Origin of the sequence: Nocardioides jejuensis (assembly GCF_004337475.1) — a bacterium.
In the GTDB taxonomy this organism is placed as follows: domain Bacteria; phylum Actinomycetota; class Actinomycetes; order Propionibacteriales; family Nocardioidaceae; genus Nocardioides; species Nocardioides jejuensis.
Map to the genome: position 1 here is coordinate 53,466 of NZ_SJZJ01000016.1, position 21,957 is coordinate 75,422.

Consider the following 21,957-nt stretch of genomic DNA (forward strand, 5'->3'; position numbering starts at 1 on the left):
CCCCCGCGGCCTCGGCGTGTCCGCGGTAGGTGCTCACGCGTGTCGCGCGTTGCGAAGTCCGTCACGCACGGCGGCGGGCGTCGCACCCGAGGCGAGCGCGAGGGCGGACGCGACCAGGGCGCGCGTCACCTCGACGGGTTCGTCGGTGCCGAGCTCCTCGAGCGAGGTCAGCTCGGCGGCCGAGGTCGACCGCTGCGGGAGGAAGGCCCGCTCCACGAGCAGGTCCTCCACGACGCCGAGCATGCCGATGCCCGGCATGCCCAGGGTGACGCCGATGGCGCGGGCACCCTCGACGACGTCGGCCTCACGGACCAGCTCCTCGGTGGCCGTGTCGGCGGCGACGTAGACGCAGGCCTCCTGCACGTGCTCGTACGCCGCAGCCCGCGCCGCCACGGAGCCGACGGCCCCCGGCTGGCTGTCGAGGACGACCGACGCGAGGGCGCTCATCGACACGACGTCGACGAGCTGGGCGTCGTCGAGCGCGACGACGAGTGCGTCGTACGGCTCGGGGTCCATGACCGCCTCGACGAGCGGGAGTCCGGCCACGCCGGCGACCGCCGGCCGCTGTCCGGCCGCGAGCAGGATCTGCTCGACGAGCAGCGCCACCTCCGCCTGGCCGGTGCTGCCGGCGACGACGAGCCACGGAGCCGGGCGGCTGCCGACGCCGGTGTCACGCAGGCGCCAGGCCAGCTCGACCTCGCCCCACACCGGGACGCCGCGGTCGCGCGCCGCGGCAACGAGCGGCGCGTCGAGATGTTCAGGTGACGCGATGACCAGATCGACCTCGTCCGGCAGGGTGTCGAGGGCGTCGGCGGCGAGCTCGATCGTCGCACCGAGCACCTCGAGCAGCTCGGCCTTCTCGGCACTGTCCGCCTCGAACGGGTCGTCGTCGTTGAGCGGGACGGCGCGGGCCGTGACCGTCGCGCCGAGGTGCAGCAGGTTGTCGCTGGCCGCGAAGCCGGCCCGGCCGAAGCCGGCGACGACGACGCGCACGCCCTCCCACGGCCCCGAACGATCCAGGGCCGCGACCTCGGGGGCGTCAGACACCGGCGACCCACTCGGCGTAGAAGAGGCCGAGACCGCCGGCCACGAGGAGGCCGGTGATGATCCAGAACCGGATCACGACCGTGACCTGCTCCCAGCCGAGCATCTCGAAGTGGTGGTGGATCGGTGCCATCCGGAAGATCCGCTTGCCCTTGGTCGCCTTGAAGTACGACACCTGCATCATCACCGACAGCGTCTCCATGACGAAGAGGCCACCGAGGATCAGGAGCAGCAGCTCCGTGCGGGTCAGGATCGCCAGGCCGGCGAGGCCACCGCCGAGCGCCAGGGAGCCGGTGTCACCCATGAAGATCTGTGCCGGCGAGGCGTTCCACCACAGGAAGCCGAACGCCGCACCGGTGATCGCCGCCGCCACCACCGCGAGGTCGAGCGGGTCGCGCACCTCGTAGCAGCGGCCGAGCTCGGGGGCCGGGCTCTGGAAGCAGGTCTGGTTGGACTGGAAGATGTTGATCAGCGTGTAGGCGCCGAAGACCATGACCGAGGCGCCCGCGGCGAGGCCGTCGAGGCCGTCGGTGAGGTTCACCGCGTTGCTGGTGCCGGTGACGATGATCCAGATCAGGGCCATCACGATGACTGCCGGGATGGTCCAGGCTTGCCAGTCTCGCAGCACCGAGATGTGGAGCGACGCCGGGCGCACACCGTGGGAGTTCTCGAGCCACGGCGAGATGGCGACGCCACCGAAGACGAGGGCGATGAAGGTCTGGCCGATCATCTTCGCCCGGCTGCGCAGACCGAGGTTGCGCTGGCGGTAGATCTTGATGAAGTCGTCCAGGAAGCCGACGAGGCCGCATCCGGCGAAGAGGAAGAGCAGCAGGAGCGCCGACGCCGTCGGGAGCTCGCCGGTGATCAGCTTGGCCAGGCCGTAGGCCAGTAGCGCGGCGAGGATGATGACGATGCCGCCCATGGTCGGCGTACCGCGCTTGGTCTTGTGCGACTCCGGACCCTCTTCGCGGATCTCCTGGCCGTAGCCCTTGGCCTTGAGCACCCGGATCGCGTAGCGCGTGCCGATCAAGGAGAGGATCAGCGAGAGGCCGCCGCTCAGCAGGATCGCCCTCATCGTTACTCCTTCTCCAGCAGCCCGTCGGCCACGTGCTCCAGCGCGGCCCCGCGTGAGGCCTTGACCAGTACGACGTCGCCGGGAGCGACGTTCTCGCGCAACCATGCCAGAGCAGCGGCCCGGTCGGCAGCCGACACCGCCGTGCCGGACCAGTCTGAGATCTTGCTCGCACCGTCCAGCATGGGTGCCGCGTCGTCGCCGATCACCAGGAGTACGTCGACCCCGGCCGTCGCCGCGTGGGCGCCGATCTCGGTGTGGATGCGGGCCGCATCGCCGCCGAGCTCGCGCATCTCTGCCAGGACGGCGATCGTCCGGCGGCCGCTGCGCTCCTTGATGCCGGCAAGGGTGTCGACGGCCGCACGCATCGCGTCCGGGCTGGCGTTGTAGGCGTCGTTGATGACCGTCACGCCGTCGGCGCGGTCGTGGACCTCCATGCGCCAGCGGGACAGGCTGCGCGCCTGCTCAAGGGCCTGCGCCGCGACGAGCCAGTCGACGCCGGCTGCGAGGGCCATGGTGAGCGCGGCGGCGGCATTGAGGACCTGGTGCTGCCCGATCTCGAGCACCTGGACCCGGACGGGCGACTGGCCCGTCGTGCCGTTGAACGAGACGCGGGGGCGTCCGAGCTCGTCGAGCACGACGTCCTTGAAACCGACGTCGGGGCGCGGGATCGGTGCATCCGTGGCAGTGCTGCCACCGATGGATGCGGACTCGGCGGATTCGGGTGCATCCGTGGCAGTGCTGCCACCGATGGCACCCCAGCGCAGCACCCGGGCCGGCGTGCGGGAGGCCATCGCGGCAACCAGCGGGTCGTCGGCGTTGAGAACGGCGACACCGTCGGCCGGCAGGCCCTCGACGATCTCGCCCTTCGCCTGCGCGATCGCCTGCTGCGTGCCGAACTCGCCGAGGTGCGCGGTGCCGACGTTGATGACCGCAGCGATGTCCGGGCGCGCGATGCCACAGAGGTAGGAGATGTGTCCGAGACCGCGGGCACCCATCTCGACGACGAGGTAGCGCGTGGACTCCGTCGCCCGCAGGACGGTCAGCGGGACGCCGAGCTCGTTGTTGAAGTTGCCGGCAGTCGCGACGGTCTCCCCCGCTGCGGCGAGGATCTGCGCGAGGAAGTCCTTGGTGCCGGTCTTGCCCTGGCTGCCGGTGAGCGCGAGGACCGTCAGGCCGCTGAGCTGGTCGCGGACGTGCCGGGCCAGGAGGCCGAGGGCCACCGCGGGGTCGTCGACCACGACGGTCGGGACACCGGTCGGGCGCGAGCCGAGGACACCGGCGGCGCCGGCGGCGACCGCGCCCTCGGCGTACGCGTGGCCGTCGACGTGCTCACCGGCGATGGCGACGAAGAGGCCACCCGGCTCGACAGCGCGGCTGTCGACGAAGGCCGGCGCCGTCACGACGACGTCGTCACCGTGCAGCACTCCCCCGACGACCGAGGCGATCGCGGAGAGACGGAGCGGGATCACGCGAGCTCCTCGCGGACAACCTGACGGTCGTCGAACGGGTGCACCATGCCGTGAACCTCCTGGCCGGTCTCGTGACCCTTGCCGGCGACGAGCACGATGTCGCCCGCCCCCGCCCGGGCCAGCGCGAAGCGGATCGCGAGGCGGCGATCGCCGATCTCGTGGACCTCCGCGGAGCCCTCCGTCGTGCCGGCCAGCACCGCAGCCCGGATCAGGTCAGGGTCCTCGGTGCGCGGGTTGTCGTCGGTGACGACCACGAGGTCAGCGAGGCGAGCGGCGATCTCGCCCATGACCGGCCGCTTGCCGGTGTCGCGGTCGCCGCCGGCGCCGATGACGCAGATCAGCCGACCGCCCGGAGCCACCAGCGGACGCAGCGTGCGCAACGCCGCCTCGACGGCGTCAGGCTTGTGGGCGTAGTCGACGACGACGTGGAAGTCGCGGCCGGTCTCGACCCGCTCGAGACGGCCGGGCACTCCCCCGGACGCCGCGAGACCCGCGGCGACCAGGTCGAGGTCGTAGCCCGCTTCGACGCAGGCAGCCACGGCCGCAAGTGCGTTGGAGACGTTGAAGTCGCCGGCAATCGGCACCGACGTCACCGCCGACCGGCCATCGGGGGCGACGACGGTGAAGGACGAGCCCTCCGGCCCGGCCACGATGTCGGTCGCGCGCCAGTCGGCGTCGCCGAGAGTCGAGAACGTCCGCACCGGCACGCCGTGGACGTCACCCTCCAGCTGCTCGCGCAGCAGCAGGCCGTGCTCGTCGTCGGCGTTGACCAGTGCCATCCGGGCCCGCTCGGGCGTGAAGAGCCGGGCCTTGGCGGCGAAGTAGTCGGCGAGGTCGGTGTGGAAGTCGAGGTGGTCGCGACCCAGGTTGAGGAAGACCGCGACGTCGAACTGGACGCCGTCGACCCGCCCCAGCACGAGCGCGTGCGAGGAGACCTCCATCGCGCAGGCATCGACCGAGCGCTCGCGCATCATCGCGAAGAGGCCGTGCAGGTCAGGCGCCTCGGGCGTGGTCAGGGCGGTCTTGATGTCCTCGCCGTTGACCCGGGTGCCGACCGTGCCGATGACAGCCGCCGCGACCCCGGCGTGCTCGAGCGCGAGCTCGGCCAGCCGGGTCGTCGTGGTCTTGCCCTGGGTGCCCGTGACGGCGATCAGCCGCAGGTCGCGCGCGGGCTCGCCGTAGATCCGGGCGGAGACGGTGCCGAGGGACGCGCGGGCATCGTCGACGACAAGGATCGGGACGCCACAGTCGGCAGCGAGCTCCGCGCCAGCGGCGTCGGTCAGCACGGCGACGGCACCGGCGGCGACTGCCTGGGCGGCGTACGTCGCGCCGTGGACCCGGGTGCCCGGCAGGGCGGCGTACACGTCACCGGGGTGGATCCGCTGCGTGCTGAGCGAGATGCCCGAGACCGCGGCGTCGCTGGCCGGCGAGGAGAGGCCGAGCCAGCCGGCGACCTCGGCGAGCGGCGTACGACGGGGCACGCGGGGGCGCCCGACGGGCGCTTCGAACGGGATCGGGTCGCTCACGGGTGGAGGTTACCGGTGCCGCTGCCGCCCCACGTGGTCTCGTACGGCGTGGCGGTGGTGTCCGTCGGCGGGATCCCGTACTTGCGCAGCATGTAGCTCATGATCCGCTTGAACGCCGGACCGGCGGTCAGGCCGCCCGCGCCGCCGTTGACGTGGCGGAGGACGACGTAGACCGTGAAGCGCGGGTTGTCCGCGGGGGCGAAGCCGACGAACGAGTTCTCGTTGAGGTTGTCGAGGTAGCGGCCGTTCTCGTTGACCTGGGCGGTACCGGTCTTGCCCGCCACCCGGTAGCCGGGGATCCGCGCGAGCGGCGCGGTGCCCTCCTCGGGGTCGAGGACGGTCTCCATCATGCGGGCCATCTTTGAGGCGGTGTCGGCGCTGACCACGCGGGTGGCGGTGGCCTCCGACGTGCCGACCTTGGCACCGGTGTTGGTCGTCGCGGACCCCTCGATCAGGCTCGGCGAGACGCGGACGCCGCCGTTGGCAATCGTGTTGACCGCGGCGATCATCTGCAGCGGCGTGACCGTGATGCCCTGGCCGTACGCGATCGTGGCGCGGGTGATGTCGGTCCACGGCGCAGCCGGCACGATGCCCGGGCTCTCGCCGCGGAGGCCGACGTTCGTCGACTGGCCCAGGCCGAACTTGGTCAGGTAGTCGCGGATGTCGGCGCTGTCCATCGTCTCGGCGGACAGCGTCGTGCCGATGTTGGAGGAGCGCGAGAGCACGCCGGCCAGGGTGAGCTTCACGGTGCCCTGGCGGCCGTGGTCGTGGATCGGCCAGTTGTCGCGCACGAGCACGTCCGGCAGCGTCAGCCGGGTCTCCGGCGTGGCGTGACCCGAGTCCATCACCGACGAGAGGGTCAGCACCTTCTCGACGGAGCCGGGCTCGTACGGCTCCTGGACACCCTTCGAGCCGTAGTAGTCCTTGCTCGTCGCCTGCGGGTCGTTGGCATCGAACGTCGGGTAGTCGGCGTACGCGAGGAGCTCGCCGGTGTGGCTGTCCATCACGATGGCAACGCCGGAGGCGGCCTTCCAGTTGCGCACCGCCTGGGCGAGCGTCCACTGGGTGAAGGCCTGCGCGTCGCTGTCGATGGTCAGCCGGAGCGGCTTGCCGTCGCGCGGCTCGGTGATGCTGGCGTCGGCGAGCGGGATCTGCTTGCCCTTGACCGCCTGGTAGCGGGCCATGCCGTCGGTGCCGGCGAGCTGCTGGCTGAAGGTGCGCTCCATGCCCGCGAGCGGGCCGACCTTGTCGTCCTGGCCGATGAACCCGACGATGTTGGCGCCGACATCCTTGAGGGGGTACGCCCGGATCGGGTCGCGCTCCGTCGAGAGGCCGACGAAGCCCTGATCCTTCGCGTAGGCGAGAGCGTCGCGGACCTTCGTCGCCGGGATCCGGTGGGCCAGGATCTGGTAGCGGCTGCCGTCGCCCGTCGTCTTGCGGAGCTTCGCCAGCGTCGTGAAGTAGTCGATGCCCAGCCGGTCGGCGAGGAGCTTCGCCAGCGCCGGGGCCTTCGGCGAGGTGAGGTACGGGTCGGCGATGACCATCAGGCCGTCCATCGACGCTGCCAGCGCGACGCCGTTGCGGTCCTCGATCTCGCCACGCGACGCCGGCAGGACGACCTTCTCCTCACCCTCCAGGTGCGCCTTGCCTGCGTAGTTGGCCGGGTCAACGGCCTGCAGCTGCACGAGTCGCGCCCCGTAGAACGACAGGACGATCGCGATGAGCAGGAAGCCGAATCTCAGCCGGAACTGGCTGACGGGGCGGGTGTTCACGGGGGTCCTTCAGGGGTCAGTTGGTGCTGCTGACTCCATGAGAACCCACGCGGGTGGTCTCCGTGGCGCCAGCCTTCGGCGTGTCGGCCTGCTTCGTCGTCTGCTTCGGCTTGACCTTCACCACAGTGCGCTCCGGGATCAGCGACTCGGGGCGGGCCTGGGCCGGCGCGTCGATCGGGAGCTTCGTGGCCGGCTCGTCGCAGGCCTGCGTGACCTTGTTGGTCGCGGTGTAGAGGAACCGCGGGCAGACCGGCATCAGCATGCCGAGCCGCGTGGCCTCCTCGGCCACGTGGTGCGGCTCGTTGAGGCCGTCGATCTCGGCCTGCAGGGCCTGCTGCTCGGAGCGGAGCTCGTCGGCGTGCGTCTGGAGGTCGGCTGCGGCGAAGGAGTTCTGCTGCATCGTCGTGTTGAAGAGCAGCAGGCCGACGACACCCGCGAGGAGGATCGCGCTCACGAGCATCACGAACGGCACCTTCGGCGCCCGGACGCGGGTGCGCGGGACGACGCGGAGGCGAGCCCGCTCGACCGCCTCCTCGGCGATACGGGTGACGCGGACGCGGGACAGCTGCGGCGTGCTCATCGCTGGGGGCTCCTTCGGGGGCTGTCTGATGCAGTGGTGCGCTCGACGGCGCGAAGTCGGACGCTGGCGGCGCGGGGGTTCTCGGTCAGCTCGGGCTCGACGGCCTTCTCGGCGCCGCGGGTGACCGCCTTGAACGGCGGCTCCATCCCGGCCGGGATGAACGGCATGTCCGGCGGTACGTCGAGGCGGGTGGCCTCCGTGAAGACCTGCTTGGTGATGCGGTCCTCGAGCGAGTGGTACGACTCCACGACTACGCGGCCTCCGACGCCGACCGCCTCGAGCGACGCGGGCATCGCCCGGCGCAGCACGTCGATCTCGTCGTTGACCTCGATGCGCAGCGCCTGGAAGGTGCGCTTCGCCGGGTGGCCTCCGGTACGCCGCGCCGGCGCCGGGATCTCGGCGTACAGGAGCTCGACGAGGCGGCCGGAGCGGGTCCAGGGCTCGATCTCGCGCTCACGCACGATCGCCTTGGCGATCTTCCGCGCGAACTTCTCCTCGCCGTACTGGTGGAGGATCCGGGCGATGTCGCGCTCGTCGTAGGTGTTGAGGACGTCGGCGGCGGTGATGCCCGTGCCGTCGTTCATCCGCATGTCGAGCGGCGCGTCCTCGGCGTACGCGAAACCACGCTCGCGGACGTCGAGCTGCATCGAGCTGACCCCGAGGTCGAAGAGGACGCCGTCGACGTGGTCGAGGCCCTGGCCGGCGATCACGTCGAGGATCTCGTCGTAGACCGCGTGGACACCGACGAAGCGGTCACCGAACGGCGCCAGCCGCTCCCCCGCCAGCCGCAGGGCGTTGGGGTCGCGGTCGATGCCGATGACGCGGGCGTTCGGGAGGGTCTGGAGGACGGCCTCGGTGTGGCCGCCGAGGCCGAGGGTGCAGTCGACCATGACCGAGCCCTCGGTCTGGAGGGCAGGGGCCAGGAGCTCGACGCACCGCTCGCGCAGGACCGGGACGTGGAGGGGACGCATCGTCAGATCAGCCCTGTCCGCCTGCTGCGAGGAGGAGGATCAAGGCCATCGCGCATCCAACCGAGAGACCGGCCGACAGGACCATCACCGCCAGGGCCTCGCGGGCCTGGTCGCGGACCCGCGCCTCGCGGGTGCCGGTGGTGGCGTTCATGGTGTCGACCCTTCGGTGTGCTGCGTAGATGACGACAGCGGATTCGCCTGACCAGGTCCCTGCCCACTTCCGCACAAAGGGGGAAGTTGTGGCCTGGAGCCGGGGAAGTTGCCCCAGGGCACGGGCAGAAGTGGGCACGAGACCTCGTCCTGCGAATCCGCTGTTCTGTTTCGTTCGGTGGTGCCGGGTGGTGCGGGGTGGGGATCAGATCCCCGGGAAGACCTCGTCGGAGAGCTCCGAGAACTTCTGCTCCTGCTCCTCGGAGTAGGTGGCCCAGGCCGTCGGGTCCCAGATCTCGATCCGGTTCATCGCGCCGATCACCATGACCTCCTTGCCGAGCGAGGCGTACTCCCTCAGCACGGACGGGATGGTGATGCGGCCCTGCTTGTCCGGGACCTCCTGCGACGCCGCCGCGAACAACATGCGGACGTAGTCACGAGCTCCCTTGTTGGTGACCGGCGCCTCGCGGAGCCGGTCGGTCATGCCTGCGAAGTCCTGCATCGACCAGACCGTCAGACAGCGCTCCTGGCCACGGGTGACCACGAGTCCCTCTGCCAGCTGCTCGCGGAACTTCGCCGGAAGGAAGAGGCGGCCCTTCTCGTCGACCTTGGGGGTGTAGGTGCCGAAGAACATCCGTTCTCCACCCCTTTCCCCCACTCTTCCTCCACTGCGCTCCACATTACTCCACTTCCCTCCACCGTCAACCATGTTGCGCGCGTTTTCCCGCCCTTTTACGAACCACCGCTTCCCAGACTCGGCAGCCCCCGGATCGCGCTACGTTGTGGGCGTGGGAGTTGCAGCTGGAGACCTCGAGACGGTCACCCGGGTCATGGCGCGCGTGCGCGCCAACATGGAGCGCGTCATCGAGGGCAAGCGCGAGGTGGTCGACACCGCGCTGACCGTGCTGCTGGCCGAAGGACACCTCCTGATCGAGGACGTCCCGGGCGTCGGCAAGACGATGCTCAGCAAGGCGCTGGCGCGGTCGGTCGACGGCACGGTGAAGCGGATCCAGTTCACCCCGGACCTGCTCCCCTCCGACGTCACCGGCGTCAGCGTCTTCGACCCGGAGACGCGCCGGTTCGACTTCCACCCGGGCGGCGTCTTCGCCAACGTCGTCGTCGGCGACGAGATCAACCGGGCCTCCCCCAAGACGCAGTCGGCCCTGCTCGAGTGCATGGAGGAGCGCCAGGTCACCGTCGACGGCACGACACTTGCCCTGGAGTCGCCGTTCCTGGTGATCGCGACGCAGAACCCGATCGAGATGGAGGGCACCTACGCCCTCCCGGAGGCGCAGCGCGACCGCTTCATGTGCCGCGTCGCCATGGGCTATCCCGTGCCCGAGGCCGAGCTCGCGATGCTGGGCTCCCACACGTCGGCGAACCCGCTCGACGACCTCGAGCCGGTCACGGATGCCGCCGAGGTCAGCAAGCTGATCGGCATCGTGACGCAGGTGCACGTCTCAGACGCCGTCGGCCGCTACGCCGTAGCCCTCGCGACCGCCACCCGCACGAGCCCCGACCTCCTCCTCGGCGCGTCGCCGCGCGCGACGCTCCACCTGGTCCGGGCAGCGAAGGCACGTGCGGCGCTCTCCGGACGCGGCTTCGTCCTGCCCGACGACATCCACGACCTCGCCGTTCCCGTCCTCGCGCACCGGCTCCTGCCGGGAGTCGAGGCCGCCCTCACCGGCCGGACGCCCCAGGCCGTCCTGGCCGGGATCCTCAACCGGGTCCCCGTCCCCGCGTCGTCCTGATGACGGCGGACGCGCGATGGCAACCCTGACCGGCCGAGGCCGGACCCTGCTGGCGGCCGGGCTCACCGCGGCGATCGGCGGACTCGTGCTCGGGCAGCCCGCCTTCACCGGCGTGGGCGTGCTGCTGACCGCGCTCCCCCTGCTCTGCCTCCTGTCCGTACGCCGACCCCGGCCGGTCGCCGTCCAGCGCACGCTCGAGCCGCGGTGCACCCCCACCGGCCAGCCCGCGCGGGTCCGGCTCACGCTCGCCGGCGCGACGCGCACCGGCCCCCTGCTCCTCGAGGACCGGGTGCCGTGGGCGCTCGGCGTACGTCCACGGTTCGTGGTGCCCGCAGCAGCGCGGGAGTGGACCGCCGAGGTCGACTACACCCTGCGCTCCGACGTGCGCGGCAGGTTTGCGCTGGGGCGGCTGACGGTGCGGGCGCTCGACCCCTTCGGGCTCGCGGTCCGCACCCAGGTGGTCGCCGACCAGAGCGACCTGATCGTCACGCCGTCCGTCCTGACGCTGCCTGCTGTCGGTCGCGCGGGCACGTGGACCGGCGCCGGCGACAACCGGCCCCGCGCCTTCGCCATCGGCAGCGCCGAGGACGTCACCGTGCGCGAGTACCGCCCGGGCGATCCGCTCCGGCGCGTGCACTGGCGGACCAGCGCCCGCACCGGCGAGTTGATGGTGCGCCGCGAGGAGCAGCCCTGGCAGTCGCGCGCGACCGTGCTGCTCGACAACCGCGCAGGCGCGCACCGTGGACACGGCGCGGCCTCGTCGCTCGAGGCCGCCGTGACCGCAGCAGCGTCGATCGCGTCCCATCTGGCCGCGCGGGGCTTCGTCGTACGACTGGTGACGGCGGACGGCCCGTCGAGCACGGGATGGCACGACGGCGCGACGGCGGCGGACGCCGACCGCATGCTCGAGGAGCTCGCGGTGGTCGAGCAGACCCAGCGGACCACCATCGACACCGGGTGGCTCACGGCCAGCTCGCGCCACGGGATGCTCGTCGCCGTGCTGGGCGACGTGCGCGAGGATGCGACCACCCTCCGCCGGCTCCTCCACCACGGCGCGCCGGCGGTCGCCCTGGGTCTCGACGTCGGCCGGTGGAACTCCGGCCCCATGGGCACCCCGCCCGGCGAAGCGCTCCGGGCAGCGGGGTGGCGTGCCGTGACCGTCCGCCCCGACACGGTCCTGGCTGCGGCCTGGCGCGAGCTGGCGGTCATGCCGTGACCACGCTGCGCAGCCCCGTCGTCGCCGCCTGGGCAGCTGCCACCACGTGGCTCGTCCTCACCTCGTGGAGCCGGCTAGTAGAGCAGTCGAAGGGGTTCGACCACCGCCTGCTCGTCGCCATCGCGCTCGTGTGCGCCGTCGGCGTCGGGTTGCGTCGGGTCGGGCTCGAGTGGCCCTTCGCCCTGTCCGGCCAATTCCTCACGGCGCTCCTGGTCCTCCAGGCACAGTTGGGCACGAGCCTGCTTCCGACGACCGGATCCACACGGCACGCCCTCCTGGCACTGGTGCACGCACTCGACTCCGCCGCACAGAACGCGACACCGGTCGCCCCCAAGCTGCCGTCGATCGTGCCGTTGCTCCTCGTCGGAGGCGTGGCCGTACACCTGGTCGTGGACCTCGTCGCGGTCTCGCTGGGCAGGGTGCTTCCTGCGAGCCTGCCGCTCCTGGCTGCCTGGGTCCTCCCCGTGAGCGTCCTCGGCTCCACCTCCGGCACGGGACTCTTCCTCCTCGCCGCCGGGTCGTGGCTGGCGCTCGTCGCGACCCATGAGCACGTCGACCGCGGTCGCTGGGGCCAGCTGGCGACGCACGGACGCGGCGCCGTCCTCAGGTCCGGCCCACCGACGATCGTCCTCGGCGGCACGGCACTGCTGCTCGCGGCGCTCCTCCCGGGCGTCCTGCCCCACCGGGAGCCGTATCGGCTCGACGGCGATCGGCCCGGCGGGACCGTCCGCGTCGCGGACCCGGTCGCAGACCTCCAGCGCAACCTGACCCGAGGCACCGACGTCGACCTGATGCGCGTCACGCTGGTCAACGACGTGGCGGCTCCGTCGTACGTCCGGGTGGCGGTGCTCGACGAGTTCGACGGCAAGGCCTGGCGCGTCGGACCCCGGACCTGGCCATCGACCAACGCAGTCGACGACGGGTTCCCCCCGGCGCCGGCCCTCCGTCTCCCCGGCCAGCGCGTCTCCTGGAAGGTGGCCGTCTCCCCGTCGTTCGCCTCGGACTGGCTGCCGCTGCCCAGCTGGACCATGAGCGTCCTGACCGGCGACGCGTGGCGCTACGACAGCACCCAGCTCGACGTCCACCGGGCCGGCCAGCCGGGCACGACCGCGGGCTTGCACTACGCCGTCGAGGAGTACCGCCCTCACATCGACCCGGCACTGCTGAAGCGCGCCGCGCCCGACCCGAGCCACCAGGCGAGCGACACCGCACTGCCCACGACGCGCCCCGAGTGGGTGCAGCGACTGGCTCGGCAGGTCACCGAGGGAGCAACGACGGACTACCAGCGGGCGGTCGACCTCCAGGAGTGGTTCCAGCACGACTTCACCTACTCCACCGACACGGAGCCGGGCAGCGGCTTCGAGGCACTCGGCGACTTCCTCAACCACTCCCGCACCGGCTACTGCGAGCAGTTCGCGGCATCGATGGCGTTGCTCGCCCGGGAGCTCGACATGCCCGCCCGGGTCTCGGTCGGCTTCCTGCGTCCGCGTCACCTCACCGGGATGACCTACGAGTTCAGCGCGCACGACCTGCACGCCTGGCCCGAGATCTGGTTCTCCGGCGTCGGATGGGTCGGCTTCGAGCCGACGCCGACCAGTCACACCGGATCGGTGCCGGCCTGGTCACGCCCGACCGGCCAGCCGTCACCGAGCGCGAGCCCGTCGACCACGGCCAGGCCGACAACCTTGCCGAAGCCGCAGACACCGGCCCCGCGGGACAACGGCGCAGCCGCGTCGCCGGAGGGTCACGACGCGCGGGTGCCGCTCCTGGTCTGCCTCGTGCTCGTCGCACTGGCCGCCGTTGCCACGACGCCCCGCCTGGTCCGGAGCCGCCGGCGCACCCGACGCCTCGGCTCATCGGACGTCGAGGACTGGTGGGAGGAGCTGCACGCCACGGCGTTCGATCTCGGCGTCGCCTGGCCGTCCGGACGGTCGCCACGTGCGACGGCACGGTCGGTCGCTGCCCACTTCGCCGCCGAGCACGAGGCCGACGCGCGCGAGGCTCTGGACCGCATCGTCGACGCCCTCGAGCTGCACCGCTACGCGCCCACAGGGACGGGCACCGCCACGAGCGCTGACGTCACTACCTGCGTGCTCGCGTTGCGGGCCGCCGCCGGCGCACGCGTCGTACGCCGCGCCACGTGGTGGCCGCGATCAGTGCTGCGGGGTCAGTGGGGCGCGGGCCGGCTGCGGAGCGCGGAGAGCGCGTAGGTCGCACTCGCCAGCATCACGAGGAAGCCACCGACCGCGACGAGCACGAGCTCGGTCACGGCACCGGTCATCAGCAGGGCAACGCCACCGAGGAAGACGACGCCCGCGAAGATCGCGCGCTGACGCGCGGCACGCCGGAACGAGCTGCCACGCAGCGTGGAGGCGAACTTCGGGTCTTCCTCACTGAGGGCCCGCTCCATCTGCTCCAGCAGCCGGAGCTCTTCTTCCGAGAGTGGCACGGCCCCTCCTCCCTGCACGTCGATCGATCCCCTCCAGTCTAGGCAGGTCACCGCAGGTGCGGGTACCCGCTTCGGGCATTTTTTCAGGGCCGCGCGACGAGGTGGACCTGGCTCGCCAGCGGGAGGAACTCCGGCACCGAGGCGACCGCGCGCTCGAGCTCGGCGAGCGCCTCCGCGGAGCCCGGCTCGTTGTCGTGGAGCGCACCGGGCACGAGGTCGCTGAAGACCCGGATCGCCTGCCGCGCCGACGGCGTGAAGCCGGCAGCACCGAGCAGCTCCTCGACCTCGGCGGCCGTGAACCGTCGGCCGGCACCCCGGGAGCTGGACGGGACCACGCCCGGCCCTCCCTCGAGGAGGTCGCGGGCCTGCTGGAACTGGCCGGCCATCGCGCGGGCCACCACGGCCGCGTGGCGCTGGGCGACGAGGAGGCTGAGGACGCCGCCGGGCCGGAGCACCGCGGCGATCGAGGCCAGTGCGGCAGCCGGGTCGGCCACCATCTCGATCACCCCGTGGCACAGCACGACATCCACGCTGTCTGCGGGGACCAGCGTCGCCAGGTCGGACAGGTCGCCCTGCTCCGCCGTGACGAGGTCGGCAACTCCGGCGTCGGCGGCACGGCGTGCGAGCGCGGCAAGCGCGTCGGGGCTGGGGTCGATGACCCGGACTCGGTGGCCCCGCTCGGCGATCCGGACGGCGAAGCCGCCGGTGCCACCCCCGATGTCGAGCACGGTCGCGCCCGGGAACTCTTCGAGGATGTCTTCGAGGGCCGCCCACAGGACGGTCGCGCGGCGATCAGTGCCAGCCATGGCGCCCACAGTAGTGGCGGGCATCGCTGGACTCACGCCCCGGCGCGCAGGGCAGGGCGGAAGACGATCTCCTCCTCCACCGATGTGTGCGGCGCCAGCCCGAGCGCCTGCTCCACGACGGCCAGGAACCGGTCGGACTCCCGCACCAGGTCGTCGGCCTCACGCTCGGTCACCGAGCGGACCGAACCCGCCTCGGCCGCCGCCCGCTTGGATGCACCGGCCGCGAAGAACGTCGCCCACTCCCCCAGCTCCGGCGCCACCGCGGCCAGGAGGACCCAGGCGTTCTTCTGCTTGCGCAGGCGCGGGTCGGGGTGGGCACGCGCGGCCAGCAGTGCAGCCGCCGCCCGGAGCGCCGCGACGTGGGCGTGGGCGTAGCGAGCCGGTGCCTCCGTCGTCATGATCGCCTCCCGAAGCGACTCGGCCGAGCGCTCCAGGTAGGAGTGGGTGGTGGCGGGCAGCAACATCATCATCAGGGCTCCTTCGGTGACATCGACCCTCACGTCTTCGAACATTTGTTCGATGGGTCGAACGCTACACCCGGCCTCCGACAGATGGGCCGGCCGACAGGCCCTAGGGTCGAGCGCATGATCGAGATCTGGCTGAACCCCGCGTGCTCGAAGTGCCGTACCGCCGTGACCGAGCTCGACGCGGCCGGCGCTGCGTACACCGTGCGTCGCTATCTCGAGGAGCCGCCGACGGTCCGCGACATCGACGACGTGCTCACCCGGCTCGACATGGAGCCGTGGCACATCGCCCGCACCGCCGATGCCAAGGGCCTGGGCGTGATCCTGCCCGAGCGGACGGTCGACCAGCGAGCGGCCTGGATCCAGCTGCTCGCCGACCACCCGAAGCTGATCCAGCGGCCGATCCTCACCGCGACCGACGGCACGACCGTCGTGGGTCGGGACGCCGACAGCCTCGCGAAGGTCATCGCCGCCGGCTGACGTCCAGCGGCGTCGCTCGGGGCTAGGTTGCTTGCGTGGACTCTCTCGCGATGACCTTCACCAGCGGCTGGGCCAGCGGCGTCAACAGCTATCTCGTCGTCCTCGTGCTCGGCATCGCCGAGCGCCTCGGGGTCGACGGCATCCCGCACGTCCTCGGGAGGTGGGAGGTGCTGGCCGTCGCCGGCTTCCTCTACGTCATGGAGTTCGTCGCCGACAAGATCCCGTACGTCGACTCGACGTGGGATGCCATCTCCACCGCGATCAGGCCGACCGTCGGTGCCGTCCTCGGCGTACTGCTCGCGGGTGACGCGACCTCCTTGCAGGGAGCACTGGGCGGCGTCCTGGGCGGCACCACCGCGCTCGCCTCCCACACCGTGAAGAGCGGCAGCCGGCTCGCGATCAACACCTCCCCCGAGCCCGTGACCAACGTCGTCGCCAGCCTCGGCGAGGACGTCACCGTGCTGGGCGTCGCACTCCTCGCGCTCCACCACCCGGTCATCGCTGCCTCGATCGCGGCCGTCCTGCTCGTCGTGGGACTCGTCGTCCTCTACGTGGTCCTGAAGTACGTGCGTCGCGGCTGGCGTCGCTGGAAGGGCAAGGACCGCCTCCCCGCGGCGGTGGCCTGACCGCTAGGTTCAGCGCCCATGGCACGCATCGCAGTGATCGGCGGCGGCTTCGGCGGCACCGCCGCGGCGGCCCGGCTCGCCAAGCTCGGCCACGACGTCACGCTCCTGGAGAAGTCACAGCGCCTCGGCGGCGCCCTCGACACGGTCACGGCCGACGGCTTCACCTGGGATGCCGGCCCGACCATGACGCTGCTGCCGGCCGTGATCCGCGACCTGTTCCGCAAGTCCGGGCGGCCACTGGAGAAGGAGCTCGACCTCGTCGCGCGCGACGTGATCCGCGAGCACTGGTTCGCCGACGGCTCGACGGTGGTCCTGCGCGGCGGCTCGCGCGGCGTGCAGTACGACGCGTTCGAGGAGCTCGGCACGGGCCTCGGTGAGGCGTGGTGCGACCACGTCTCGTCGTACGCCGATGACTGGGAGGTGGTCCGCCGGGAGTATCTCGAACGACCGTGGCGTCCCGAGATCGCCAGCAAGGAGGTCGTCGCACGGCTCCAGTCGCGCACGATGCTCGCGAAGCGGCTGAAGAAGGACTTCCGCGACGAGCGGCTCCGGCTGGTAGCGGGCCACCCCTTCTTCATGGACGGCCACGACCTGCGCAACGTGCCGGCCTGGATGGGCCTCAACGCCTACGTCGAGCAGAACTTCGGCGCCTGGACGGCTCCCGGCGGCATGGCCGTGCTCGCCGACGCGATGGCCGACCGGCTCCGCACCCGCCGCGTGACCGTGCAGCTCGGCACGACCGTGACCGACATCGTGCAACGCGACGGCCGGGCCGTCGCGGTCGCCACCGACGCGGGCGAGGTCGACGCCGACGCCGTCGTCTGCGCGATCGACCCCCGCCTCGTGCCCGCCCTGGCGCCGTACGTCGCGAAGACGATGCCGGCCATCCCGGCGTTCCTCGTGCACGTGGGGCTGGACGGCGACGTGCCGGAGCTCGGTCCGGAGACGGTCTTCCACGGCGACCCGACGATCGTCGTCCGCACCGGCGGCACCGCGCCGGAGGGCTGCCACGCGTGGACCCTCGCCGGGCGCGGCCACCTCTCCGAGGACATGGTCCTCGCGCTGTCACGGATGGGCGTCAACGTCCGGGCCGACGTCGTCACGCGCGTCGACCGTACGCCGCGCGCCCAGGTCGCTGCCCTCGGCAGCTCGCCGCTCGGCGTGCTGTGGCAGGGACGTGACACGCTCCGATACCGCCTCGGCCCACGCACCCCGATCGAGGGCGTGTACGCCGCCGGCGCCAACGCGACGCCCGGCTCCGGACTCCCCTACGTCGGCCTCTCGGCCTCGCTGGTCGCCCAGGAGATCGGCCCGGCCTGAGCCAGGCTTGCGTCAGGCCTGGAGGGCGGCGAGCGCCTCGAAGATCTCGCGCGTCGCCTTCGAGCGGTTCAGCGTGTAGAAGTGCAGGCCCGGGGCACCGCCGTCGAGCAGCTCCCGGCAGAGCTCGGTCGCGAGACGGATGCCGTTGGCGCGGATCTCCGCCGGCTCGGTGAGCCCGTCGAACGTCGCCACGACGTGCTCCGGCACGGACGTGCCGATCAGCTCGCCCTGCTTGGCGATCGCGTTGAGGTTCAGGATCGGCATGATGCCCGGGAGGATCGGCATGTCGACGCCGTGCGCACGCACCCGCTCGACCAGCGCGAAGTAGTCCTTCGCGTCGAAGAACATCTGCGTCACCGCGAACTCGGCACCGGCGCGGGCCTTCTCAACCAGCACCTCCGCGTCGTGGTCCAGCGAGGCCGCCGACGGGTGGCCCTCCGGGAACGCCGCGACGCCGACGCTGAAGCCGCCCTTGGCGGCCGCGAGCTGCACCAGCTCCACCGCGTGCTCGAAGCCGCCGTCGGTCGGGGTCCAGTCAGCGCGCGGACCCTCCTTCGGGTCGCCGCGCAGCGCGAGGACGTTGGCGACGCCCGCGTCGGCGTACGCCGCGAGGATCTCGTCGAGCTCGTCCTTGGTGTGGCCGACGCAGGTCAGGTGGGCCATCGGCAGCAGGCTCGTCTCGTCGACGATGCGGCGCGTGATGTCGACGGTGCGGTCGCGCGTGGAACCACCCGCGCCGTACGTCACGGAGACGAACGTCGGCCGGTAGTCCTCGAGCTCGCGGATCGCCTGCCACAGCTGCGTCTCGCCGGCCTCGTCCTTGGGCGGGAAGAACTCGAAGGAGATGCTGCGCTCGCCGGAGCGGATGCGCTCAGCGATGCTGCGTGTGGCCTGCGTCATGGGACGAAGCGTAATGAGAGGTCTGGTCCGGTCACGACCATGTCCACGCCCTCGCTACCCTGCACGCGTGACCTCCGCCGTGCACCTGTTCGACCCTGCCGCCTTCCGCGACGCCGTCCAGATGGTGCTCGACGAGTTCCTCGACGAGCAGGCCGAGCGCCTCGCACCCCTCGGCCCGGACGCCGCAGCGCTCGTCGCCGAGGCGCGGATCGCGGTCACCGGAGGCAAGCGCCTGCGCGCTGCGTTCTGCCACGCGGGCTACGTCGCGGTGCGCCCGGAGATCGCCGACGAACGGGCGCTGCTGCGGGCCTGCGCCTCGCTCGAGCTGCTGCACGCCAGCGCGCTGGTCCACGACGACTACATGGACGCCTCCGACACCCGCCGTGGCCGCGCCGCGAGCCACCGGATCTTCGAGTCCGCCCACACCGACGCCGGCTGGGACGGCAACCCCCAGCAGTACGGCGCCGCTGCCGCGATCCTGCTGGGCGACCTGCTGCTGACCTGGGCCGACGAGCTCCTCCGCCGCTGCGGTCTCCCCCTCGCCGACGTGGCGCCGGCGCTCGACATGTTCGACCTGTGCCGGTCGGAGGTCGTGGCCGGCCAGTTCCTCGACGTGTCTGTCCAGGCCCGCGGGGTTGCCGACGTGGACACCGCGATGACCGTGCTGCGCTTCAAGTCGGCGAAGTACTCCGTCGAGCGACCGCTCCACATCGGCGCGGCACTGGCCGGCGCCAGCGACGCCCAGATCCAGGCGCTCACGGATTTCGGCGTGCCGCTCGGTGAGGCCTTCCAGCTCCGCGACGACCAGCTCGGCGTCTTCGGCGACCCGGCACTGACCGGCAAGCCCGCTGGTGACGACCTGGTCGAGGGCAAGCGCACCGTCCTCGTGGCGATGGCGCTGGATGCCGCCCCTGCTCCCGAGGCGACCGTGCTGGACGAGGCACTCGGCACGCCGCTGGACGACGCGATGGTCGACGAGCTCCGCCGGATCATCACGGCGGCAGGTGCCGACGTGAAGGTCGAGGCGCTGATCGACGAGCTCACCGAGCGCTCGCTGGCCGCGCTCGACGCGGCGCCGCTCGATGCTGCGGCGAAGGGGACGCTGCGCGACCTTGCGGCCGCGGCGACCCGGCGTACGACCTGAGGGGTGCGCGCGGCGTTGGCAGCACAACCGTGTCGCCACACGCCCGCTCTCTGGATGCGGTGCTTGGTGTGATCACGACACGGCTGTGTCGTGGTCACACCGAGGCAGGGGTGCGAGAAACCGGCGCCATGGCGACACACGCGTGCCGCCAACCCGGCTCCGTCAGTCAGTCGGCTCGAGCAGCCAGACAGCGAACGCCGGCTCCGCGTCGGTGCGGTCGTCGAGCACGAGCATGATCCGGCCGAACCCCGTCGGGTCGTCGGCCTGCAGCGTCTGCCAGCCCGACCACTCGAGGCCGGTTGGCTCGGCCAGCTCGGCCAGGCAGTCGGCGAGGGCGTCCAGGTTGCGGCCGTAGTGCGCGGGGAAGCCGAGCGCGACGCCGAGACGGGCCAGGACTTCCTCGCGCGCGTCGGTGTCGGCGGTGTCGAGACGCACGGTCTTCATCGGGAGATCCGTTCGAACGAGGCGTAGTGGTCGCCGGTGTAATAGAGCTCGTGGTCGTCGCCCTCGATGATCCGGCGGGCGCCGCGGTCGCTCTCCCCCGGCGTCGGCACCGTGTACTCGTGGTAGTAGCCGCGCTCGTGCTCGGGGAGGAAACCCTCGAAGTTGCCGAAGACGACGCCGTCACGGTCATAGGGGTACGGACCGTTGCTGTCGATCAGCTCGATCGTGTGCGCAGCCTCGGCCGGGAGTTCACCGATGCGGACCAGCGGCAGGCCGGACGTCGGGTCGGTGCCGTTGCGCGCCGCCTGCGGGTCCTTGGACGGCGAGCCGACCGTCTGACCGGGGTTGACCGGGACGCTCTGCTGCGACGCGTGCGAGGACCGGCGCGCGGAGTCCGGCGTACCGCTGTGCTGCTGCCAGAAGTACGCCGCCAGCGCGACCAGGAGCGCAACGAGCGCCGAGATCCACTGGCTCCTCGTCCGCGGCAGGCGCATCAGCTGAACGCCTCGACGCGGGCTCGGCGCTGGACCTCGGAGCCACGGTTCTCGCGCAGGGCGTCGATCGGGCGGCCCGGCAGGTCCTGGTCGGTGAAGATCCACTGGATGCAGTCGCGGTCGCTCCAGCCGCCGTCGTGGAAGACGGTGAGCAGGCCGGACAGGCCCTTGACGACCTCGCCGTCCTGGACGAAGAGCGCGGGGACCTTCTGACCTGCGCCCTCGGTCGGGACCGCGCCGGCGAGCGAGTGCTCGCGAATCATCGTCCGGACCCGGTTGACGCTGACGCCGAGCGCCTTGGCGGTCCCGTGCCAGTCGAGCCAGTCGGAGACGAGGACAGAGAGATCGGTGTTCGCGTCAGTCACGGGAGAAGTCTCCCACGGCAACCGCCACTCACTATTTTCACTCCAGACCCTTGAGCCCCAGCAGAACCACGGGTTACTGTCAATCGTTCGTTCGGACTACTTTTCGGGGAAACATGACCGCCACCCGCACGATCCACCGTCTGCTCACCGGCGTCCTCGCGACCGCCCTCACCGGAGCGACTCTGGCCCTGGCTGGACCGGCGGAGGCACACCACCGCGACCTGCCGTCCGGGCGCACGATGACGAAGCACACCGTCCGCGCCGGCGAGACCGCCACCGAGCTCGCGGTCCGCTACCACGCCTGGACCGACGAGCTGATCAGCTACAACCACCTCGGCCGCAGCGGTCACCTGTACGTCGGTCAGCACATCGTCATCCCGCAGGTCACCGCCCGCCTGCACCACAAGCCGAAGCCGACAGCGCACCACGACAAGCGCTCGCCGAAGGCGACGAAGTCGTCGTGGAAGCACGCGGACCCGTCCCGCGCCCGGGTGCGGTCGGAGATCATCCGGACGGCCCGCGCCCACGGGGTCGACCCCGAGCTCGCGCTCGCGGTGTCATGGCAGGAGTCCGGGTGGCAGATGCACCACGTCTCCTGGGCCTCGGCGGTCGGCGCCATGCAGGTCCTGCCCAGCACCGGCACCTGGATGAGCATGTACGCCGGTCGCCCGCTGCACCTGACGCGACTGCACGACAACGTGCTCGCCGGCGTACTCCTGCTGAAGGTGCTCGACCGCAGCACGCGGACGACGACGTCGCAGATCGCGGCGTACTACCAGGGGCTCGGCGCCGTGCGGGAGCACGGGCTCTACACCGACACCCGGCGCTACGTGGCCAACGTGAAGTACCTGAAGAAGCGTCTCGAGCACGGCTGGCGTCCGGCCTGAGCGCGCCGCGCCGCGGCAACGGCC

The 21,957-nt window shown here is 71.6% G+C and carries 24 protein-coding genes; 8 read left to right on the forward strand and 16 right to left on the reverse strand.

The genetic code is table 11. The features are described from left to right. Positions 1–33: 33 nt before the first annotated feature. From EPD65_RS10350 to mraZ, 9 genes are all read right to left on the reverse strand, one after another. Positions 34–1,047 (reverse strand): Mur ligase family protein, encoded by a 1,014-nt coding sequence (locus EPD65_RS10350; RefSeq protein WP_131583812.1) that lies wholly within the window; start codon positions 1,045–1,047, stop codon positions 34–36. Further along, positions 1,040–2,119 (reverse strand): phospho-N-acetylmuramoyl-pentapeptide-transferase, encoded by a 1,080-nt coding sequence (gene mraY / locus EPD65_RS10355; protein WP_131583814.1) that lies wholly within the window; start codon positions 2,117–2,119, stop codon positions 1,040–1,042. Before mraY ends, EPD65_RS10350 begins: the two co-directional genes overlap by 8 nt. Positions 2,120–2,121: 2 nt before the next feature. Beyond that, complete coding sequence (locus tag EPD65_RS10360) at positions 2,122–3,588, reverse strand: UDP-N-acetylmuramoyl-tripeptide--D-alanyl-D-alanine ligase (RefSeq protein WP_131583816.1); 1,467 nt, start codon at positions 3,586–3,588, stop codon at positions 2,122–2,124. Continuing rightward, positions 3,585–5,114: a UDP-N-acetylmuramoyl-L-alanyl-D-glutamate--2,6-diaminopimelate ligase gene (locus tag EPD65_RS10365; RefSeq protein ID WP_131583818.1), complete on the reverse strand. Its 1,530-nt coding sequence runs from the start codon at positions 5,112–5,114 to the stop codon at positions 3,585–3,587. Before EPD65_RS10365 ends, EPD65_RS10360 begins: the two co-directional genes overlap by 4 nt. Continuing rightward, complete coding sequence (locus EPD65_RS10370; RefSeq protein WP_243640538.1) at positions 5,111–6,886, reverse strand: peptidoglycan D,D-transpeptidase FtsI family protein; 1,776 nt, start codon at positions 6,884–6,886, stop codon at positions 5,111–5,113. Before EPD65_RS10370 ends, EPD65_RS10365 begins: the two co-directional genes overlap by 4 nt. Before the next feature lie 16 nt (positions 6,887–6,902). Continuing rightward, positions 6,903–7,466, reverse strand: coding sequence for a cell division protein FtsL (gene ftsL / locus EPD65_RS10375; protein ID WP_131583820.1), 564 nt, complete (start codon positions 7,464–7,466; stop codon positions 6,903–6,905). Next, positions 7,463–8,437 (reverse strand): 16S rRNA (cytosine(1402)-N(4))-methyltransferase RsmH, encoded by a 975-nt coding sequence (gene rsmH / locus EPD65_RS10380; RefSeq protein ID WP_131583822.1) that lies wholly within the window; start codon positions 8,435–8,437, stop codon positions 7,463–7,465. Before rsmH ends, ftsL begins: the two co-directional genes overlap by 4 nt. Positions 8,438–8,444: 7 nt before the next feature. Beyond that, on the reverse strand, positions 8,445–8,588 hold the full coding sequence (locus tag EPD65_RS16290; RefSeq protein ID WP_165872966.1) for a hypothetical protein: 144 nt from the start codon (positions 8,586–8,588) through the stop codon (positions 8,445–8,447). 204 nt (positions 8,589–8,792) lie between these two features. Beyond that, positions 8,793–9,221, reverse strand: a complete 429-nt coding sequence (mraZ, locus tag EPD65_RS10385; protein ID WP_131583824.1) for a division/cell wall cluster transcriptional repressor MraZ — start codon at positions 9,219–9,221, stop codon at positions 8,793–8,795. Between the two features lie 73 nt (positions 9,222–9,294). Here mraZ and EPD65_RS10390 point away from each other — a divergent pair, with 73 nt between their 5' ends. The 3 genes from EPD65_RS10390 to EPD65_RS10400 are packed head-to-tail and all read left to right on the forward strand — an operon-like array spanning position 9,295 to position 13,764. Continuing rightward, positions 9,295–10,338: an AAA family ATPase gene (locus tag EPD65_RS10390; RefSeq protein WP_131583826.1), complete on the forward strand. Its 1,044-nt coding sequence runs from the start codon at positions 9,295–9,297 to the stop codon at positions 10,336–10,338. A 16-nt stretch (positions 10,339–10,354) separates the two neighbouring features. Beyond that, complete coding sequence (locus EPD65_RS10395) at positions 10,355–11,554, forward strand: DUF58 domain-containing protein (protein WP_131583828.1); 1,200 nt, start codon at positions 10,355–10,357, stop codon at positions 11,552–11,554. Beyond that, entirely contained in the window at positions 11,551–13,764 is a 2,214-nt protein-coding gene (locus tag EPD65_RS10400) for a transglutaminase TgpA family protein (protein ID WP_165872967.1), read from the forward strand. Before EPD65_RS10395 ends, EPD65_RS10400 begins: the two co-directional genes overlap by 4 nt. Here the strand turns inward: EPD65_RS10400 and EPD65_RS10405 are convergent. The 3 genes from EPD65_RS10405 to EPD65_RS10415 all read right to left on the reverse strand — a co-directional run bounded on the left by EPD65_RS10405 (position 13,722) and on the right by EPD65_RS10415 (position 15,279). Next, positions 13,722–14,003: a DUF3040 domain-containing protein gene (locus EPD65_RS10405; RefSeq protein ID WP_131583832.1), complete on the reverse strand. Its 282-nt coding sequence runs from the start codon at positions 14,001–14,003 to the stop codon at positions 13,722–13,724. The two genes, EPD65_RS10400 and EPD65_RS10405, sit on opposite strands and share 43 nt — an antisense overlap. Before the next feature lie 83 nt (positions 14,004–14,086). Then, the gene (locus EPD65_RS10410; protein ID WP_243640539.1) at positions 14,087–14,809 is read right to left on the reverse strand and encodes a methyltransferase domain-containing protein; all 723 of its coding nucleotides are present in this window, start codon (positions 14,807–14,809) and stop codon (positions 14,087–14,089) included. 32 nt (positions 14,810–14,841) lie between these two features. Further along, complete coding sequence (locus EPD65_RS10415; RefSeq protein WP_131583838.1) at positions 14,842–15,279, reverse strand: SAV_6107 family HEPN domain-containing protein; 438 nt, start codon at positions 15,277–15,279, stop codon at positions 14,842–14,844. A gap of 114 nt (positions 15,280–15,393) precedes the next feature. On the opposite strand from EPD65_RS10415, the gene EPD65_RS10420 reads away from it, so the two are divergent. From EPD65_RS10420 to EPD65_RS10430, 3 genes are read left to right on the forward strand one after another with little or no spacing between them, the layout of a single operon-like run. Next, on the forward strand, positions 15,394–15,753 hold the full coding sequence (locus EPD65_RS10420) for an ArsC/Spx/MgsR family protein (protein ID WP_243640540.1): 360 nt from the start codon (positions 15,394–15,396) through the stop codon (positions 15,751–15,753). A gap of 35 nt (positions 15,754–15,788) precedes the next feature. Further along, a complete protein-coding gene (locus EPD65_RS10425; protein ID WP_131583841.1) occupies positions 15,789–16,379 on the forward strand; it encodes a DUF4126 domain-containing protein in 591 nt (196 codons plus the stop codon). A gap of 18 nt (positions 16,380–16,397) precedes the next feature. Next, the gene (locus tag EPD65_RS10430) at positions 16,398–17,699 is read left to right on the forward strand and encodes a phytoene desaturase family protein (RefSeq protein ID WP_131583844.1); all 1,302 of its coding nucleotides are present in this window, start codon (positions 16,398–16,400) and stop codon (positions 17,697–17,699) included. A gap of 12 nt (positions 17,700–17,711) precedes the next feature. On the opposite strand, the gene metF is transcribed toward EPD65_RS10430, so the two are convergent. Beyond that, on the reverse strand, positions 17,712–18,599 hold the full coding sequence (metF, locus tag EPD65_RS10435) for a methylenetetrahydrofolate reductase [NAD(P)H] (RefSeq protein WP_131583847.1): 888 nt from the start codon (positions 18,597–18,599) through the stop codon (positions 17,712–17,714). Positions 18,600–18,666: 67 nt separating this feature from the next. Here metF and EPD65_RS10440 point away from each other — a divergent pair, with 67 nt between their 5' ends. Further along, a complete protein-coding gene (locus EPD65_RS10440; protein ID WP_243640541.1) occupies positions 18,667–19,743 on the forward strand; it encodes a polyprenyl synthetase family protein in 1,077 nt (358 codons plus the stop codon). A 162-nt stretch (positions 19,744–19,905) separates the two neighbouring features. Here the strand turns inward: EPD65_RS10440 and EPD65_RS10445 are convergent, their stop codons facing one another. From EPD65_RS10445 to EPD65_RS10455, 3 genes are read right to left on the reverse strand one after another with little or no spacing between them, the layout of a single operon-like run. Then, positions 19,906–20,187 carry a barstar family protein gene (locus EPD65_RS10445; protein ID WP_131583852.1) on the reverse strand — a complete coding sequence of 94 codons (282 nt, stop codon included), beginning with the start codon at positions 20,185–20,187 and terminating at the stop codon, positions 19,906–19,908. Next, a complete protein-coding gene (locus EPD65_RS10450) occupies positions 20,184–20,681 on the reverse strand; it encodes a guanyl-specific ribonuclease (protein WP_131583855.1) in 498 nt (165 codons plus the stop codon). The genes EPD65_RS10445 and EPD65_RS10450 overlap by 4 nt, the downstream gene beginning before the upstream one ends. Then, positions 20,681–21,046, reverse strand: coding sequence for an Rv2175c family DNA-binding protein (locus EPD65_RS10455; RefSeq protein WP_131583858.1), 366 nt, complete (start codon positions 21,044–21,046; stop codon positions 20,681–20,683). The genes EPD65_RS10450 and EPD65_RS10455 overlap by 1 nt, the downstream gene beginning before the upstream one ends. Positions 21,047–21,159: 113 nt before the next feature. Here EPD65_RS10455 and EPD65_RS10460 point away from each other — a divergent pair, with 113 nt between their 5' ends. Next, complete coding sequence (locus tag EPD65_RS10460) at positions 21,160–21,933, forward strand: lytic transglycosylase domain-containing protein (protein ID WP_131583860.1); 774 nt, start codon at positions 21,160–21,162, stop codon at positions 21,931–21,933. The last annotated feature ends 24 nt before the right edge of the window (positions 21,934–21,957 follow it).